Consider the following 16,143-nt stretch of genomic DNA (forward strand, 5'->3'; position numbering starts at 1 on the left):
CCTCATATCCTCAATAACCAGCTTATATTTTAAAACCACTTCGCGCAGGCGTTTGATCTTTACCTCATTAAATGATTCTATATTGGCCGAAAAAGAACGTCGTTTGCTTATCGTGGCTTTGCTTTCCTCCAGGCATTGGGAAAATATTTTGTGACATAAAGCGTCAAGTACCTCTGTTTTGTTCTTAAAGTAATGATAAAGTGTACTCCGGCCTTTTTTGCATTCATTTGATATATCCTGCATAGATACCCTTACGAAGCCGTAACGCTCAAATACCGCGTCGGCTGCCGTGATGATCTCTTCTCTTATGCTATCGTTTTGATCTGCTTTCATGATTCGACAAAAATACAATTTTTGTTTGTGACTTTTTTTGCCGTTTAAAGGTTTAGCCGGATTATGTCGAATTAGTAATATGACACAATTATTAAAAACATCATAAAAACAAATAATGTATATTTGTCGAAATCTTTTAAACTTGCTATTTAATCAAATACACTTTCTAAATGAGAGTGAAAGTTAGAAATTAAGTTCTCGTTTGAATTTTTTATAGCTCAACACAATCAGTTGCGGGATTAATAAACAATGAAATAACAATCGACATAAATACAAATAATGTTCAATTAATTATATGAAAACCAAACTTACACTTGCAGGAGCGATGATGGCCGCTATCTGGATTTCCGGCTGCTCAGGTAAAAAAGAGCAAAAGAACGGGCCGGACACTTTAGCGGTAAACGTATTCAATTTGAGTGCGGATTCCATGTCAACCGGCGACCGGATCGTTTACGACGGAACACTTGAAGCCGAAAAGACAATCGATTTAAGCTTTCAGGTTTCCGGAACTATCCTGTCATTCCCGGTGCTAACCGGCGATTACGTTAAAAAAGGACAACTGGTAGGCGCTGTAGATGAAACGGTATACCGCAACCAGTATAACGCACAGCTGGCGCAGGCTAAACTTGCCGAAGAAAATTATACCCGTATCAACGATGTATTTAAAAAAGGCAGCATTTCCGAAATAAAAATGCTGGAAGCCAGATCAAATTATGAACAGGCAACCTCTGCCGCCCGCGCAACCTACCAAAATATAGCCCATACACACCTTTATGCACCGGTAAGCGGGTATATTGGTGAAAAGAAAGCCGAAGCAGGAGCCGTAGCTAACCCTGGGCAGCCCGTTTTGCAGTTGCTGGATACCCGTTCGGTGAAGGTGCTGGTAGCAGTGCCCGAAAGTGAAATTAATCACTATAAAACAGGAACTCCGGCTACGGTAAAAATTGATGCCTTAGGGAATCAGCCTTTGCAGGGCAACGTAACCGAAGTCGGCGTTTTAGCGCTTAACGGCAGCGCTAATTATAATCTTAAAATATCGCTTGCCAATAATGATATGAAGTTAAGGCCCGGCATGCTTTGTAAAGTGGTGTTTAACAAAACCGCCGGGGCTGTCGCTTCTTCTAATGATATTAAAGAAGTCATTGTTCCGGTGCAATCTGTTCAGGTGGACGAAAAAGGAGCCAGCTTTCTCTATATAGTGGGTGCAACGCATAAGGCAGTGCGGAAAGATGTAATTACCGGTCAGCTTTACAGTAACGGCATTACGATCAAATCCGGGCTATCGGGTAATGAGCAGGTGATCACCTCTGGTTACCAGAAGCTTGCCGATCAAACCCCTGTCATTGTCAGTAAATAAGCCCATATCATGAAAAAGAACTCAAATTTAATTGAATGGGCAATGGAGTACCATGTATTCCCGCTTGCGCTTTCGGCCATACTCGTACTGCTTGGTTTATCCGGGCTTTTCAATATGCCACGAAACGAATTCCCTGATTTCACTATCAGGCAGGGTCTTATTGTCGGGCAATACCCCGGCGCTTCATCCAAACAGGTAGAAGAGCAGCTGACAAAAAAAGTAGAGGAATACCTTTTTAGTAACAACGAGGTTAACAAGAAAAAAACTTACTCCTTTTCGCGGGATGGCGTAATGTACATCTTTGTAGAGGTAGCGGATAACCAAAATGCCATCCAAACCAAAGCCTTTTGGAATAAGATCAAAAACGGGATGCTGATACTGCAAAGCCAGCTCCCTAAAGAAGTTAAAGGGTTTTATATCGACAGTGATTTCGGCAATACCTCTGCCATGCTTTTGTCCGTAGAATCAAAGACACGGCCTTATAAAGAATTGCTCCGTAATGTGGAAGACATAGAGGCAGAACTGAGGCAGGTACAGGATGTTGCCAAGATATCCCATACCGGCAACCTGAACGAGCAGATCACCATTTATGTAGATAATAATAAACTGCTGCAAAAGGGGGTATCTGTTAATAATGTGATGCAGGTGCTGCAAAATGAAGGCGCAATTAATGCCACCGGTAAAGTGGAAGGAAAGGTGATAGATGAGCCCATTCATTTAAGCACCTACTATAAAACCGAGGCCGAACTTGCCGAGCAGATCATCAGGCAGGACGCTAACGGCAATTCGGTGCGCCTTCGTGATGTAGCGACATTGAAACGCGAGTATGACGAGCCGGACAGCTATGTAACATCCAACGGCACCAAATCCATCGTGATATCGCTGGAAATGATCGCCGGTAAAAACATTGTGCAGTTTGGTAAGGAACTGGAAGAGCATATCGAAAAAGTAAAACAGCACCTGCCGCCTGATATTCAACTGGTAAAACTGGCAGATCAACCGGAGGTCGTGGATGATTCGATCAGCCACTTTATGAAAGAGTTTGCTTTTGCGCTTATCGGCGTGGTGTGCGTTGCATTGCTGTTGCTGCCATTTAGGGTTGCCGCGGTTGCTGCAGCAACTATCCCTATTACCATAGCCGCAACGCTGGGCATTATGTATATGGCCGGCATAGAGCTGGATACCGTTACGCTTGCCGCATTGATTGTGGTGCTGGGGATTGTAGTTGATGACCCCATTGTAGTGATTGATAACCACGTAGAAAAGCTGGATCATGGCATGTCTGTTTGGGATGCCGCCATTAGTAGCGCCAAAGAATTGTTCCCATCGGTATTTACCGCTACGCTGGCCATATCAGCAACCTTTGTACCACTGGCATTTTTTATGACCGGTACGGCTAAAGATTTTATCCGGTTGTTCCCGGTAACCATCATGATCGCTTTGACACTGTCGCTGATCATCTCCATGATGGTGGTGCCATTTTTCAATACGCTGTTCATCAAAAAAGGCCTGCTGCATAATAAGGCGGATGAAAAAAGATCTTTCCTGGACCGATTGCAGGATTTCTTTAACAGCCATATCGGTAATTCTATGAAACACTATAAGCTAACTGTGTTTTTTGCGGTGCTGTCGGTAGTGATCGGCATAGGAATTATGGGGGTATTGCCGCAGCAGTTGTTTCCTAAAGTAGAGCGAAACCAATTTGCAATGGAGATCTATCTGCCATCGGGCTACAGGCTTTCGCAAACAGACAGCGTGGTGAAGGGAATGGAAAAGATATTAAAGCAGGATAAACGTATCCTTAATTATACCAGCTTTATCGGCAGTAGTTCACCGCGTTTCCACTCGGTATATGCGCCAAATCTTCCGTCAAAAAATTATGCGCAGATCCTGATCAAAACAGTGTCTGAAGACGCAACCGCAGAGGTGATTGTTGACTATCAGCAAAAATACAGTAACCTGTTTCCGGCTGCTTATGTTCGGATGAAACAATTAAACATGATCAACGCGCTGGCACCTATCGAGGTAAGGATCAGCGGAAATGATATTCCAGCCTTAAAACAGGTAGCTAACCAGGTTTTAGCCATTGGTAAAACGCATAAACAGGTTACCTGGGCCCGGACAGATTATAACGAGATACAGCCAACCCTTAAAATAGATGTAAAAACAGCGGAAGCTGCACGGCTTGGATTAAGCAAAAGCGATATCGCCAATGCGGTAGCCTTGCATTCGGAAGGTATAACAGCCACACAGGTTTGGGAAAACAATTACGCGGTAGATGTAAAGATCAAATCGCCTAAAGCTTCCAGGAGTGATCTGTCGGCCCTGCGTGACTTGAATATTGTTTCCCCGCAAACTAAATCCCTGATACCGCTAAGGCAAGTAGCAGACGTCAACCCGGAGTGGAATGATGGCCAGATTGCCCGCAGGAACAGTGTACGTACGCTTACCGTGCGTATGGATGTAACCCAGGAAGCTGTTGCCAATGCCGTATTGCTGGACCTGCAACCGGCCATCGAAAAAATAAAACTTCCTGCCGGCGTTGAACTGCGTTACGGGGGCGAACTGGAATTGCAGGGAGAGAACCAGGGCCCGATGGGTACCGCGCTTGGTGTAAGTATCATATTGATATTCCTGATTTTATTATGGCACTTTAAACACCTTAAACATGCACTGCTGAGTATTACCACCATGCCATTAAGCTTATTGGGCGCTTCGTCCGGCTTGCTGATCATGGGCTACCCGTTTGGCTTTACCTCATTCCTCGGTTTACTTGCGCTCTGCGGAATTGTAGTTCGTAATGGTATCATCCTGATAGATTTTGCGGAAGAACTACGATTGCACGAAGGTAAATCTGTTTTTGAAGCTGCTAAACTTTCTGCCGAACGCAGGATGCGACCAATCTTTTTAACCTCTTCGGCAGCGGCAGTTGGTGTAATCCCGATGGTGATCAGCAGGTCATCCTTATGGGGGCCGTTGGGTACTGTGATCTGTTTCGGGTTACTGTTATCCATGTTGCTGACCTTATTCGTGCTGCCAACGCTATACTGGCTATTCTTCCGTAAGGAGGACAAAATCAACCCGGCGAACGAAACACCTGAAACCGCAACCGCATAAGTTTACAAATCATGAAATCATTAATCATATCCATCATTATATTAACCGGCTTGCAGGCAAATGCCCAGCAGCACACCATATCCCTGCAGGAAAGTAAGCAGGCGGCCATAGCCTATAGCTATGCACTTAAAAACGGCCAGTTACGGGTGAATTCCGCAAAAGCTGATGTGGCGGCTGCCAAGTCGGATTATCTGCCATCGGTCAGCGGAACGGGCATAGGATTGTTTGGCTTTAAGGATATTATCCCAGCTATTCCTGATGTTTTAACAAAAGGCATTAATAACTTCTACACGTTAGGGGTTACAGGTACACAAACGCTTTATGCCGGTGGCAAAATTAAAACGGGCAACCAGTTAGCGGCACTGCAACTGCAGGTGAGCGAGATTCGGAAAAAGCAATCGGCAGATTCGGTATTGTTGCTCACTGAGCAAAAATACTGGAACCTGGTTAACATTCAGGAGCAGCAAAAAACGCTGGCGGTTAACGAAACCCTGCTTAACACTGTGCTGAAGATGCAGAAAGACATGCTGGCCTCCGGTTTAATAGCCCGTAATGACCTGCTGAAAGTAAAAGTTCAGTTGAGCCAACTGCTGGTGAATAAAAGCAAACTGCAGAACGGCCGCCGCGTTGCCCTGCTTGATTTCTCGGTATACACAGGCATTGCTTTCGATTCGCTGATGGTGATGCAGGATACTCTGAATAAAAACAGTACGCCGGTATTGCCTGCCTTACAGCCCGATACCACCTTAGACAAAAATGCCAACTACCAGTTGCTGACCAAGCGCGTAGCAGGCGAACAATTACAAACCCGTTTAGCTAATGGCGATAACCTGCCAAGTTTAGCAGTTGGTTTGAGTGCATCACAAGTAGGTTCTATCCGCAGTGGCATAGGAAGTAATTTCTCGCCGGCCAGTTTTGCAACCCTCAGCATCCCGATATCAAACGGGTTGTGGGGGCGTGGTAAGCAAAAGGTAAGTCAGCGCAGGATCAACGAAGAAATCGCCCGCAATGATTACCGCGACGGGCAGAACCAGCTGCGGGTAGGAATAATACGCTACTGGTATGACATGCAGGACCAGCTGACGCAGATCCACTATGCCAAAGACAACCTGGAGCAGGCTACCGAAAATCTGAAAGTTAACCAGGATAATTACAAAGCTGGCTTGGCTACCATTTCTGAGGTACTGGATGCCCAAACCGCTTATCAGCAGGCTTCAAGCACGGTTGCTACCGCATTTGCTGATTTTTATGTAAGGTCAGCCATATATAATTATGTTACCGCGAAAACCGAAAATCAGCCCTGAGGCGAATCTGAAGAATAGCATCCTTGAAGCGTTGGAAGCAACAACTAAAGCAACCGGAATGGAAGATAAAAGAAAACGCCTGATTGATCATGCAATTGAGCTTTTTATCAGGCATGGCATTATCAGTGTAACGATGGATGAAGTGGCGAAGGCTGCCGGTATGTCGAAGAAAACCGTCTACCAATGTTTTGCCAATAAAGGAATCCTTGTCGATACTGTAGTTGACCAGCTGATCGGACAATCTAAAAATATCATCAGCTCAAATATCGATGCCTCGGATGACCCTGTACAGGAGCTGGTTCTTCAACAGGGCCTTTTTAAATATCTGATCGCCTTACGGTACCTTTTTAACGACCTGATGTTGAGAAGGTACCCAAGGGCGCTGAGAGCGTTTCATGACTTTAAAACTAATCACCTGAAAATGGTTATTGAATCAAATTTATCAGACGGCGTAATAAAGGGGCTGTATCGGCGGGGCTTGGATGTTCCTGGCACAGCGGCCATTTATGTATCGGTAACAGACTTTTATCTGTTTAATAACTTAAAGAACCAGGATGAAATATTTGAAGCGCTCCAATTATTTATAAACGGCATAATTACCAATTACGGACGTCGTCTTCTCGCGGACTATGGTAAGTAAAAGCGAAATATTCTCTTCGTAAAACTTCTGGTGCGGTACAAATCCAATAGTGCCATTTCAGTTAATCATCTGGATCATAATGATTGTCATCTTTAAATCAAAAGAATTAAAATATACTAAAAAGTTTCTTTTAATAAACCTTTTAGTATATTTTTGTTTCGAAAATTTATCAATATGCTTACTAAAGCCGAAAGAACAAAGCAATTCATCCTGGAAACAGCAGCCCCTATCTTTAATCAGAAAGGAATATCCGGCGCTAATATAGACGACGTGCTTGCTGCCACAAAATTGACTAAAGGATGCCTTTACGGTCATTTTGAAGGCAAGGAAGACCTGGCCTTACAGGTTGTTGATTTTATGCTGAATACTAACGGCGAGAAAATGCTGTTAACTATCAGCAAGGGTAAAACAGCGAAGGCTAAAGTATTTGCCTTTCTCGATTTTTATAGAGATCCTCTGAATACTTACCTTAAAGGCGGATGCCCGGTATTTAATATTGCGGTGGAATCCGATGATAACTTTCCGGCTATTAAAGAAAAGATAGCCGGTGTCATTCGCCATGGGCAGGAAATATTCGTAAGTGTTTTAAGCCAAGGCATTACCGATGGTGAATTTTCTGACAAACTTGACCCTGCTGGTTATGCATTCAAAGCGGTGGCAGCTGTTGAAGGGGCCGTTGTTATGTGCAGGGCGATGAACACGGCAAAACCGATGGCGGGTTTGCTCAAAAGCCTGAAGGCTGAATTGGAAAGTTATGCATTGTGATTTTTTTTGATATAGAATATACTAAAAAGTCTTTTTTGTACACCAATATAATATCCGCCTATTTCGATAACTGAATCTCTATGATTTATAATTAAAGAAGCAATTGCAGCAAGCTAAAATATACTAAAAAGTATAAAATAACAATTAAACAACGAGCCTCACTTAACAACAACTAATACTATTAAAATTAAAAAAATGAATGACCAACTAATTTTTGAGCCGTTTAATTTAAATGGCCTTTCACTGAGCAACCGCCTGGTAATGGCACCAATGACCCGAAGCCGATCAGCTAATCCAGGTAATGTGGCCACAGCATTAACAGCTCTTTATTATCGGCAGCGTGCTTCGGCCGGTCTGATCATTACAGAAGGAACTTACGTCAGCCGCGAGGCTGTAGGATACATGAATGTACCTGGCATCTATACAGAAGAACAGATTGAAGGCTGGAAGCTGGTAACAGACGCGGTACATCAGCAAGGTGGAAAAATTTTCGCTCAGTTATGGCACGTAGGACGCTTATCGCATCCTGATCTGCTTGACGGGGAGCTACCGCTGGCACCCTCAGCACTCAATCCCCTGGCCCAGGCATTCACGCCCGAAGGTTTTAAGGAGACGGTAGATGCCAGGGCGATGACGCTGGAACAGATCCAAAAGACCATTAATGATTTTAAACAGGCTGCCATAAACGCGGTGGACGCAGGTTTTGATGGTGTTGAACTGCATGCAGCCAATGGTTACCTGCTACACCAGTTCTTCAATCTTTATTCCAATAAACGCCAGGATCTGTACGGCGGCTCCATTAAGAACCGTGCGCGCATATTATTTGACATACTGGATGAACTGCACACGGTAATCGACATCAGGAGAGTCGGCGTAAGATTAAACCCTTCCCTGCATGGTATCCAGGGTATGATGCTGGATGAGGAAACGATGGCCGTACACGATTACATCATTGCCAAATTAAATGAATATGACCTGGCTTACCTGCACCTGACCGAGCCTTTTACCGATGTTTCAGGCAATCTTTGGGCTATTGAGGAAGTTGCCAAACGCTATCGCCCGATTTATGACGGCACGATCATCATTAACCGCGGATTTAATAACGAAACGGCCAACCAGGTATTAAATGATGGAGATGCTGACCTGGTATCGTTCGGGGTTCCCTTTATTGCCAACCCGGATCTTGTCGAGCGTTTTAAAACAGGCGCGCCGCTTAGTCAGCCCGACCCATCAACCTTCTATACGCCAGGGGAAAAAGGTTATACAGATTATCCAACGCTGGCTCAATTATAGGTAGCGAAAACAACATTAAAAACAAAGAAAATGAAACAAACAATTTTAGTCACAGGTGCCTCATCGGGCATCGGGCTGCTTGTCGCCAGCAAGCTCCACGAAAATGGCTATCAGGTAATTGGCACAAGCCGGGATCCGGAAAAGCACCAGGCAAAATTACCATTTAAGGTACTGCCATTGGATTTAAATGATGACCATTCCATAGCATCTTTTGGCAAGCTACTGTTCAGTGAGATCAAACAATTAGATGTGCTGATCAACAACGCGGGTTACTTAGTAAACGGACTTGCCGAGGAAACCCCTATTGAGTTAGGCAGGCAGCAGTTTGAAACCAACTTTTGGGGAACCATCAAATTAACTAACGAGTTATTGCCCTACTTCAGGAAGCAAAAACATGGAAAAATAATCACACTTGGTTCCCTGCTGGGCTTATTGAGTCTTCCAAATGTGGCCTACTACGCGGCTTCCAAACATGCACTCGAAGGTTATTTTAAATCGCTCCGGTTTGAATTGAACCAGTTTAACATCAAGGTGGTTATGGTTGAGCCGATCGCGTTCAAAACCAATATCGGCGAAAGTGGAACTGTCGCAAAAGGAACCATCACAGACTATGACCCGTTTCGGCAAAAGGTCACCGCATATACCAAAAAGTCATTTGATAATGCACCCGACCCTGCACCGGTTATCGCTACTTTATTGCAAACAGTGAAAGAAATAAATCCAAAATTTAGTTACCCTGTCGGAAAAGGATCATCAATCGTACTCCTGCTTCAACACTTCGCCTATAAGGTTTTCGAGAAATCCATTCTGAAATCGATTAATGCTTCAAAATAGAATTAACAATAGAAATTAAATCATGCAATTGAAAGGAAAAACGGTATTGATCACAGGAGGTGCATCAGGTATCGGGCTGGAAGCAGCGAAACAATTTTTAGCCAATGGCGCCAATGTGATTATCACCGGCAGAAACCAGGGGAAATTAGATGAAGCAAAGAAACTATACCCGGCAATTACGGCCGTTAAAAGTGATGTATCAGACGCAGGTGATGCACAAAAGCTTTTCAAACAGGTACAGCAAATGGGCGGTATAGACATTTTATACAATAACGCGGGAGTGTTGACTGACCCCATTAACCTTGGAATGGCCAATAGTCAGCATTTTGAGGACGCGGCATATGAAATGAACGTCAATTACCTCGGGGTAATCCGGCTTAACAATTTGTTTATCGATATGTTGAAATCGAGGAAAGACAGCGCCATTATCAATACGACTTCAATACTCAGTTATGTTCCTGCATTGCTGGAGGCGACTTATTCAGCATCCAAAGTAGCATTACAATTTTACACGAAAACATTGAGAAAGCACCTCCAGATTTTGAACAGCAGCGTCAAAGTTTTTGAACTTTTGCCCCCGCTTGTTGCTACAGAAATGACCGCTGGCCGGAACGACAAAAAAATGACTACGGAAGACCTGGTGAAAGCGCTGATTGCAGGTATCAAGAAGGATCAGCTTACCATTCGTGCCGGTGATACCAAAGCAGTTTATATACTCAACCGGCTTTTTCCAACAATGACTTTTGGTTTGATTAACCCTAAGAAAAGTTACGCGGTATTAGCATCATAGAACTTAATCCCACTATATATTTTAAACATTAAAAAAAATGAAAGCATTCATCATTGATAAATATAAAAGCAAAGATGGCGGGCGCATCGGGCAAATACCTGCTCCGGAACCACAGGCGGATGAGGTGTTGGTAGAAGTACATGCCACTGCTATAAACCTGCTGGATTCCAAGATCAGAAGCGGGGAGTTCAAACTTATTTTGCCTTATAAAACTCCATTCGTTTTAGGCCATGATGTGGCGGGTGTTGTAACTAAGGTTGGGGCACGGGTTCACCAATTTAAAGTTGGAGACGAGGTTTACGCACGACCGGCAGATCATCACATTGGCACGTTTGCGGAGTTCATTGCCATTAAGGAAGCCGATGTGGCGCTTAAGCCAAAAAAACTGAGCATGGAAGAAGCCGCATCTATCCCTCTGGTAGGCCTTACCGCCTGGCAGGCACTGATTGAAAAAGGGAGTCTGAAGAAAGGGCAAAAAGTGTTCATCCAGGCCGGTTCTGGTGGTGTAGGTACATTTGCCATTCAACTGGCAAAGTACCTGGGAGCCACGGTGGCCACAACCACAAGTACAGCCAATATTGAGTTGGTGAAAAGCCTGGGCGCAGATGTGGTTATAGACTACAAGAAAGACGACTTTGAGAAAGTATTGCATGGTTATGACCTGGTTTTGAATAGTCAGGATGGAAAGACGCTCGAAAAGTCGCTTCGCGTTTTAAAACCTGGCGGAAAACTCATCTCAATTTCCGGTCCGCCTGATCCTGATTTTGCAGAAGAAATCGGAGCACCCTGGTACGTAAAATTAATCATGCGCCTTTTGAGCGCCAGAGTAAGAAAGAAGGCAAAACGGCTTAATGTGGGCTTTTCATTTCTTTTTATGAAGGCCAGCGGCCCCCAGTTAAAGGAAATCACCTCGCTTATAAACTCCGGTACAATAATACCGGTTATAGACAAAATTTTCTCGTTCGAATCGATCAAGGAAGCGATTGCCTATGTTGAAAGCGGCCGTGCTAAAGGAAAAGTTGTTGTCAAAATTAAATAACGTTGTTACTTGCCCAACACAATGTCTTAAACCCACATAATAATGAAAAAGATAAGAATAATATTATTGCTATGCCTTTTTACAGTAGCAAAAGCGTTTGCACAAACTCCCGGAGCCGATAAGATCTTAGGCGTATGGATGAGCGAAGATAAGACGGGTAAAATTGATGTTTATAAAGCAAACGGCAAATATTTCGGCAAGCTGGTCTGGGGCAAAACGATGTACGAACCGGATGGAATTACTTCCCGGAAAGATGTTAAAAATAAAAATGAAAAATTAAGGTCCCGTAACCTCAAAGATCTGATCATGCTTTACGATTTTACGTATCATGATCGAGCCTGGGATGGTGGTCAGATCTATGATCCTTATAGCGGTAAAACATACAGTTGTACATTGAAACTAAAGGATGATAAACTAAATATCAGGGGATACATAGGAGTATCGCTATTTGGCCGGACAAGTGTTTGGGAAAAGGTAAAATAATGTTTGTCACAGCTAAATGACATTCAAAACCAGTTAGTAATTATTCCTCATCTCAGTCAAAGTTTCATTCTGTACTTTTTATCAATAACAAAATATAAAGATAATTTCATTGTAAACTGATGGGCGGTTGATTGTGATGAGTCTTTAGTTAATATTTTTTAAAATGTCAAAAAAAGACCAGCCAAAAGAGTTGTTAAAAAAGGAGCATCAAAGTTTGATAACACCCCAGAAGAATCGCGGGCCAAAATTTACGGCCTGGTGGGTTTGGACATCGATTCAGAAACAGCTGAAGAAATAGCACTTTCCATTGTAGCCGAGATTAAGGCATTGTTCTCCGAAAGAAACGGGCGTTCGCTGAAAGTAAAATCAATGCCGATTCATGATGAAGAAGTCAAAGTCATTTTTGAAGAATAACAGCGTTAATGATAATAGCTGCAATATGAAAATAACAAAAAGAAAAGCCAAAAGAATAGCAAACCGCCCATTGAAAGCGAAATCTATAGATAGAAATATCTATACAGGTAGCGAGGAAGCATTGTTAAATAAAGTTGTAGAAATAATTGTTAAGATAATTAAGAAAGAGATTGGTTTATAGCGAGTTAAGGTGTTCAATGGTCTGATATTGTGGGACTGCATGGGAATGCAAAGCATTTAAGGGTTATAAATAATTGACAATTAATTAGTTATCGTGTTCGACTATCAACAAAACAGGGGGAGGATGGGAATGAAAACATCTTTGTTTTGTAAATAGTTGATAATTAGTAAGGTAAAATATTCGTTTAAGTTGTTTTATTGAGGAGGTCAACAAAATCTATTAAAAACAAGAAATGCAAGTTGTTGATAGTCAAACTATTACAAACTTGCATTTCTGTCTAAGTACTCAGAGCGGGAATCGAACCCGCACTCCGTTTACGGGAACAGGATTTTAAGTCCTGCGTGTCTACCAGTTCCACCATCTGAGCAGGCGGTTAACCTTTTAAAAATAAAACCCTTCTTTTTGACAGGAAGGGCTTTGAGCGAAAGACGAGATTCGAACTCGCGACCCCGACCTTGGCAAGGTCGTGCTCTACCAACTGAGCTACTTTCGCGTTGGGAGTGCAAATATAGGCAGAAAAGCATATTCTGCAAGGAGAAATATTAAAAAATTTAATTTTTTTTATAAGTCGCTGGCTTTCAAAACGTCAGCAACCAGGTCGGCCTCATATCCGCGGCCCATGGCATACTGCTGTAGCTTGTACCGGCGCTTGAGTGCATTTTTTTCACTTAATGTAGCCGCCTTCTTCTCCAGTATCCTGGTCAGGGCCGCTAAATAGTCATCAGCATCAATGGTTAGCAGCGCTTTTTTTATCAATACATCGGGTACCCGTTTAAATTTAAGGCCCTGTTTTATTTTAATTTTTCCCCAGGCCTTTTGGCCAAATTTACCTTTGGCGTAGGCCCTTGCAAAGCGGTCCTCGTTTAAAAAATTCCCTTCAATCAGCTTACTTATGGTTTGTTCAACGGCGTCGGGCCAAAGTCCCCATTCGTATAACTTATCACGCACCTCCTGCTGCGACCGCTCCTGGTAGGCGCAAAAATGCTCGGCCTTTGCCAGCGCAACCTTTGGGTCGGCTATCTTAATTGTTTTGGGGGCGTCCATCAATGTCAAAATTCGTTAAAAATTCTTCTATTGTTAGATAATATAAGCAAATTCGTACCATGCATAGTAATCAATACGCCATAACCGAGGTTAAACAAATCATTAATGCAGACGGCAATATAGTAAAGGAATGCACCATCAGTACGCTGTTAACCGATAGTCGCCGCATCAGCAACGCCGCCGAAGGATTGTTTTTTGCATTGAGCGCCAGGCGTAACGGGCACGAGTTTGTTGCCGAGGCCTATGCAGCCGGTGTGCGTAATTTTGTGGTGAAGCAGGGTGCCGAATTTAATTTACCCGGTGCAAATTTTTTGCTGGTTGATGATCCACTGGTGGCTTTACAAACTTTGGCTGCTTATCATCGCGGCCAGTTTAAGCTGGAGGTGATAGGCATAACAGGAAGCAATGGCAAAACCATAGTTAAGGAGTGGCTTTACCAATTATTGGCGGCCGATAAAAATATTGTACGGAATCCTAAAAGTTATAACTCGCAAATTGGTGTGCCGCTTTCGGTATGGCAAATAAACAACCGGAATGATCTGGGTATTTTTGAAGCCGGTATCTCTACCATAAACGAAATGGACAAGCTGCAAGCTATCATCAAACCACAAATAGGGGTGCTCACGCATATAGGCCCCGCGCATGATGAAGGCTTTACAGATAGGCGCCAAAAAGTACTGGAAAAACTGAAACTATTTAAAAACAGCAAACAGCTTATTTATAATTACGATCAGCTTATCGACTTTACAAAGGATATCCCGGTTAAGGAAACTTTTACCTGGAGCCGTAAGTTTAAGCAGGCCGATCTGTATGTTTTCAGCGAAACGGCTATCTCCAAAAAATACTACCTGCGGGCTTATTTTCAGAAAAAAGAGATCGAATGCCTGATCCCTTTTTCAGACCTGGCATCTATCGAAAACGCCATTACCTGCTGGGCTACCATGTTGGCTTTAGGGTACAGTCCGGTTGAGGCCGACGACCGTATTGAGCGACTTAACCCGGTAAGTATGCGGTTGGAGTTGAAGAACGGTGTAAATAACTGCTCCGTTATTGATGACTCCTATAATTCAGATCTGCAATCGCTGGAGATTGCGCTTAATTTTTTGAGCCAGCAAAATCAGCATCAGAAACGGACGCTCATCCTATCGGATATATTGCAATCCGGTCTTTCTCAGGAAGTTTTATACTGTCAGGTTGCCAATTTAATAGGTACAAAAAGCATTGATAAGTTCATCGGTGTAGGTGACGCGCTCATGAATAACCAGGCATGTTTTGACATTGCCGAACAGCATTTTTTTAAGGATACACCAGCCTTACTACAGCAATTAAAAACGCTTAATTTTAAGGAAGAAACCATCCTGATCAAAGGGTCAAGGAGTTTTGAATTTGAGCGCATCAGTGGTGCCCTTACTCAAAAGGCACATGAAACCATAATGGAGATTAACCTGAATACCCTCCTCAGTAATCTTAATTTTTACCGGTCAAAATTAAAACCAGGTGTAAAGGTGATGGCTATGGTTAAAGCCTTTTCATACGGCAGCGGCACTTTTGAGGTGGCCAACATGTTGCAGTATAACAAGGTTGATTACCTGGCGGTTGCCTATATTGACGAAGGAGTGGCCCTGCGCCAGGCAGGCATTAATCTGCCCATGATGGTGCTTAACCCCGAGGCATCGGCATTTGATAAGCTAACGGAACATAAACTTGAACCGGTAATTTACAGTTTTGGCCTGCTGGATGATTTTGTGGTGTACACGCAGGAACGTGGTATTGTAAATTACCCTGTACACCTTAAAATTGATACAGGTATGCACCGTCTGGGTTTTGAAAATCTGGACATTGAAACCCTTTGCGATATGCTGGAGGCGAACAGGTACATCCGTGTACAATCGGTGTTTTCACACCTGGTGGCAAGCGAGGCAAAACAGCATGACGAGTTTAGTAAAAAGCAGATCAAGCGCTTTGAAAAAGCTTTTAAGGAGATAGAAAAAACGCTGGGTTATAAAGTGATCAAACATATATGTAACACCGCGGGCATCATCCGCTGGCCATCGGCACATTATGATATGGTGCGGCTGGGCATTGGGTTATATGGTATTGATTCGTCTGTTCCGGTTGCAGAAAATGCTTTACAGCCCATTGCCAGTTTAAAAACAAGCATCGCCCAGGTTAAAAAGATTGGAGCAGGCGATACCATTAGTTACGGCCGCAGTGGCAGTTTATTAAAAGACGGTAAAATAGCAACTGTACGCATTGGTTATGCCGATGGATACCTGCGCGCCTTTGGCAACGGGGTAGGTAAGATGCTGGTAAAGGGTACGCTGGTACCTACTGTGGGCAATATTACTATGGATATGTGTATGCTTGATGTAAGCGGTCTTGATGTAAGCGAGGGCGACGAAGTGATCATTTTTGATGGACGTCTGCGTATTGAAGAACTGGCAAAGCAAATAGGCACCATTCCGTACGAAATTTTAACTAATGTTTCGCAACGGGTAAAAAGAGTGTACTTTTATGAATAGTATCAGTCTTTGTGTATCAAGTAGTTA

At 43.3% G+C, this 16,143-nt stretch carries 14 protein-coding genes, 2 tRNA genes and 1 pseudogene; 13 read left to right on the forward strand and 4 right to left on the reverse strand.

Translation table 11 applies throughout. From position 1 onward, the window contains the following. Positions 1-333 (reverse strand): TetR/AcrR family transcriptional regulator (locus AC1DRQ_RS10550; protein ID WP_477424221.1); only part of this gene is annotated, 333 nt, incomplete at its 3' end. Positions 334-628: 295 nt separating this feature from the next. Between AC1DRQ_RS10550 and AC1DRQ_RS10555 the strand changes: the two genes are divergently transcribed. The 12 genes and pseudogenes from AC1DRQ_RS10555 to AC1DRQ_RS10610 all read left to right on the forward strand — a co-directional run bounded on the left by AC1DRQ_RS10555 (position 629) and on the right by AC1DRQ_RS10610 (position 12,550). After that, the gene (locus tag AC1DRQ_RS10555) at positions 629-1,690 is read left to right on the forward strand and encodes an efflux RND transporter periplasmic adaptor subunit (RefSeq protein ID WP_477424223.1); all 1,062 of its coding nucleotides are present in this window, start codon (positions 629-631) and stop codon (positions 1,688-1,690) included. 9 nt (positions 1,691-1,699) lie between these two features. Next, positions 1,700-4,807 carry an efflux RND transporter permease subunit gene (locus AC1DRQ_RS10560; RefSeq protein ID WP_477424225.1) on the forward strand — a complete coding sequence of 1,036 codons (3,108 nt, stop codon included), beginning with the start codon at positions 1,700-1,702 and terminating at the stop codon, positions 4,805-4,807. 11 nt (positions 4,808-4,818) lie between these two features. Then, the gene (locus tag AC1DRQ_RS10565; protein WP_477424226.1) at positions 4,819-6,111 is read left to right on the forward strand and encodes a TolC family protein; all 1,293 of its coding nucleotides are present in this window, start codon (positions 4,819-4,821) and stop codon (positions 6,109-6,111) included. Positions 6,112-6,169: 58 nt separating this feature from the next. Continuing rightward, the gene (locus AC1DRQ_RS10570; RefSeq protein WP_477424228.1) at positions 6,170-6,751 is read left to right on the forward strand and encodes a TetR/AcrR family transcriptional regulator; all 582 of its coding nucleotides are present in this window, start codon (positions 6,170-6,172) and stop codon (positions 6,749-6,751) included. A gap of 174 nt (positions 6,752-6,925) precedes the next feature. Beyond that, entirely contained in the window at positions 6,926-7,516 is a 591-nt protein-coding gene (locus AC1DRQ_RS10575; RefSeq protein ID WP_477424229.1) for a TetR/AcrR family transcriptional regulator, read from the forward strand. A 195-nt stretch (positions 7,517-7,711) separates the two neighbouring features. Next, positions 7,712-8,809 carry an alkene reductase gene (locus AC1DRQ_RS10580; RefSeq protein WP_477424230.1) on the forward strand — a complete coding sequence of 366 codons (1,098 nt, stop codon included), beginning with the start codon at positions 7,712-7,714 and terminating at the stop codon, positions 8,807-8,809. Positions 8,810-8,839: 30 nt separating this feature from the next. Beyond that, positions 8,840-9,643 (forward strand): SDR family NAD(P)-dependent oxidoreductase, encoded by an 804-nt coding sequence (locus AC1DRQ_RS10585; RefSeq protein WP_429398117.1) that lies wholly within the window; start codon positions 8,840-8,842, stop codon positions 9,641-9,643. Positions 9,644-9,665: 22 nt separating this feature from the next. After that, the gene (locus AC1DRQ_RS10590) at positions 9,666-10,433 is read left to right on the forward strand and encodes an SDR family oxidoreductase (protein ID WP_477424231.1); all 768 of its coding nucleotides are present in this window, start codon (positions 9,666-9,668) and stop codon (positions 10,431-10,433) included. A gap of 37 nt (positions 10,434-10,470) precedes the next feature. Then, positions 10,471-11,472, forward strand: a complete 1,002-nt coding sequence (locus AC1DRQ_RS10595) for an NADP-dependent oxidoreductase (RefSeq protein ID WP_477424234.1) — start codon at positions 10,471-10,473, stop codon at positions 11,470-11,472. A gap of 42 nt (positions 11,473-11,514) precedes the next feature. Beyond that, positions 11,515-11,955 carry a DUF2147 domain-containing protein gene (locus AC1DRQ_RS10600; protein WP_477424236.1) on the forward strand — a complete coding sequence of 147 codons (441 nt, stop codon included), beginning with the start codon at positions 11,515-11,517 and terminating at the stop codon, positions 11,953-11,955. A 222-nt stretch (positions 11,956-12,177) separates the two neighbouring features. Next, positions 12,178-12,369: pseudogene (locus AC1DRQ_RS10605) on the forward strand (XdhC/CoxI family protein); the annotation flags it as partial. A 25-nt stretch (positions 12,370-12,394) separates the two neighbouring features. Next, on the forward strand, positions 12,395-12,550 hold the full coding sequence (locus AC1DRQ_RS10610; RefSeq protein WP_477424237.1) for a hypothetical protein: 156 nt from the start codon (positions 12,395-12,397) through the stop codon (positions 12,548-12,550). Positions 12,551-12,832: 282 nt separating this feature from the next. Here the strand turns inward: AC1DRQ_RS10610 and AC1DRQ_RS10615 are convergent. From AC1DRQ_RS10615 to AC1DRQ_RS10625, 3 genes are all read right to left on the reverse strand, one after another. Continuing rightward, positions 12,833-12,917 (reverse strand) — tRNA-Leu (locus tag AC1DRQ_RS10615). 53 nt (positions 12,918-12,970) lie between these two features. Then, a tRNA-Gly gene (locus AC1DRQ_RS10620) sits at positions 12,971-13,043 on the reverse strand. 68 nt (positions 13,044-13,111) lie between these two features. Further along, on the reverse strand, positions 13,112-13,594 hold the full coding sequence (locus AC1DRQ_RS10625; protein WP_477424238.1) for a regulatory protein RecX: 483 nt from the start codon (positions 13,592-13,594) through the stop codon (positions 13,112-13,114). A 59-nt stretch (positions 13,595-13,653) separates the two neighbouring features. On the opposite strand from AC1DRQ_RS10625, the gene AC1DRQ_RS10630 reads away from it, so the two are divergent. Continuing rightward, complete coding sequence (locus AC1DRQ_RS10630; RefSeq protein ID WP_477424240.1) at positions 13,654-16,116, forward strand: bifunctional UDP-N-acetylmuramoyl-tripeptide:D-alanyl-D-alanine ligase/alanine racemase; 2,463 nt, start codon at positions 13,654-13,656, stop codon at positions 16,114-16,116. Positions 16,117-16,143 lie beyond the last annotated feature (27 nt).

The organism is Mucilaginibacter sp. P4_E8, from assembly GCF_056401495.1.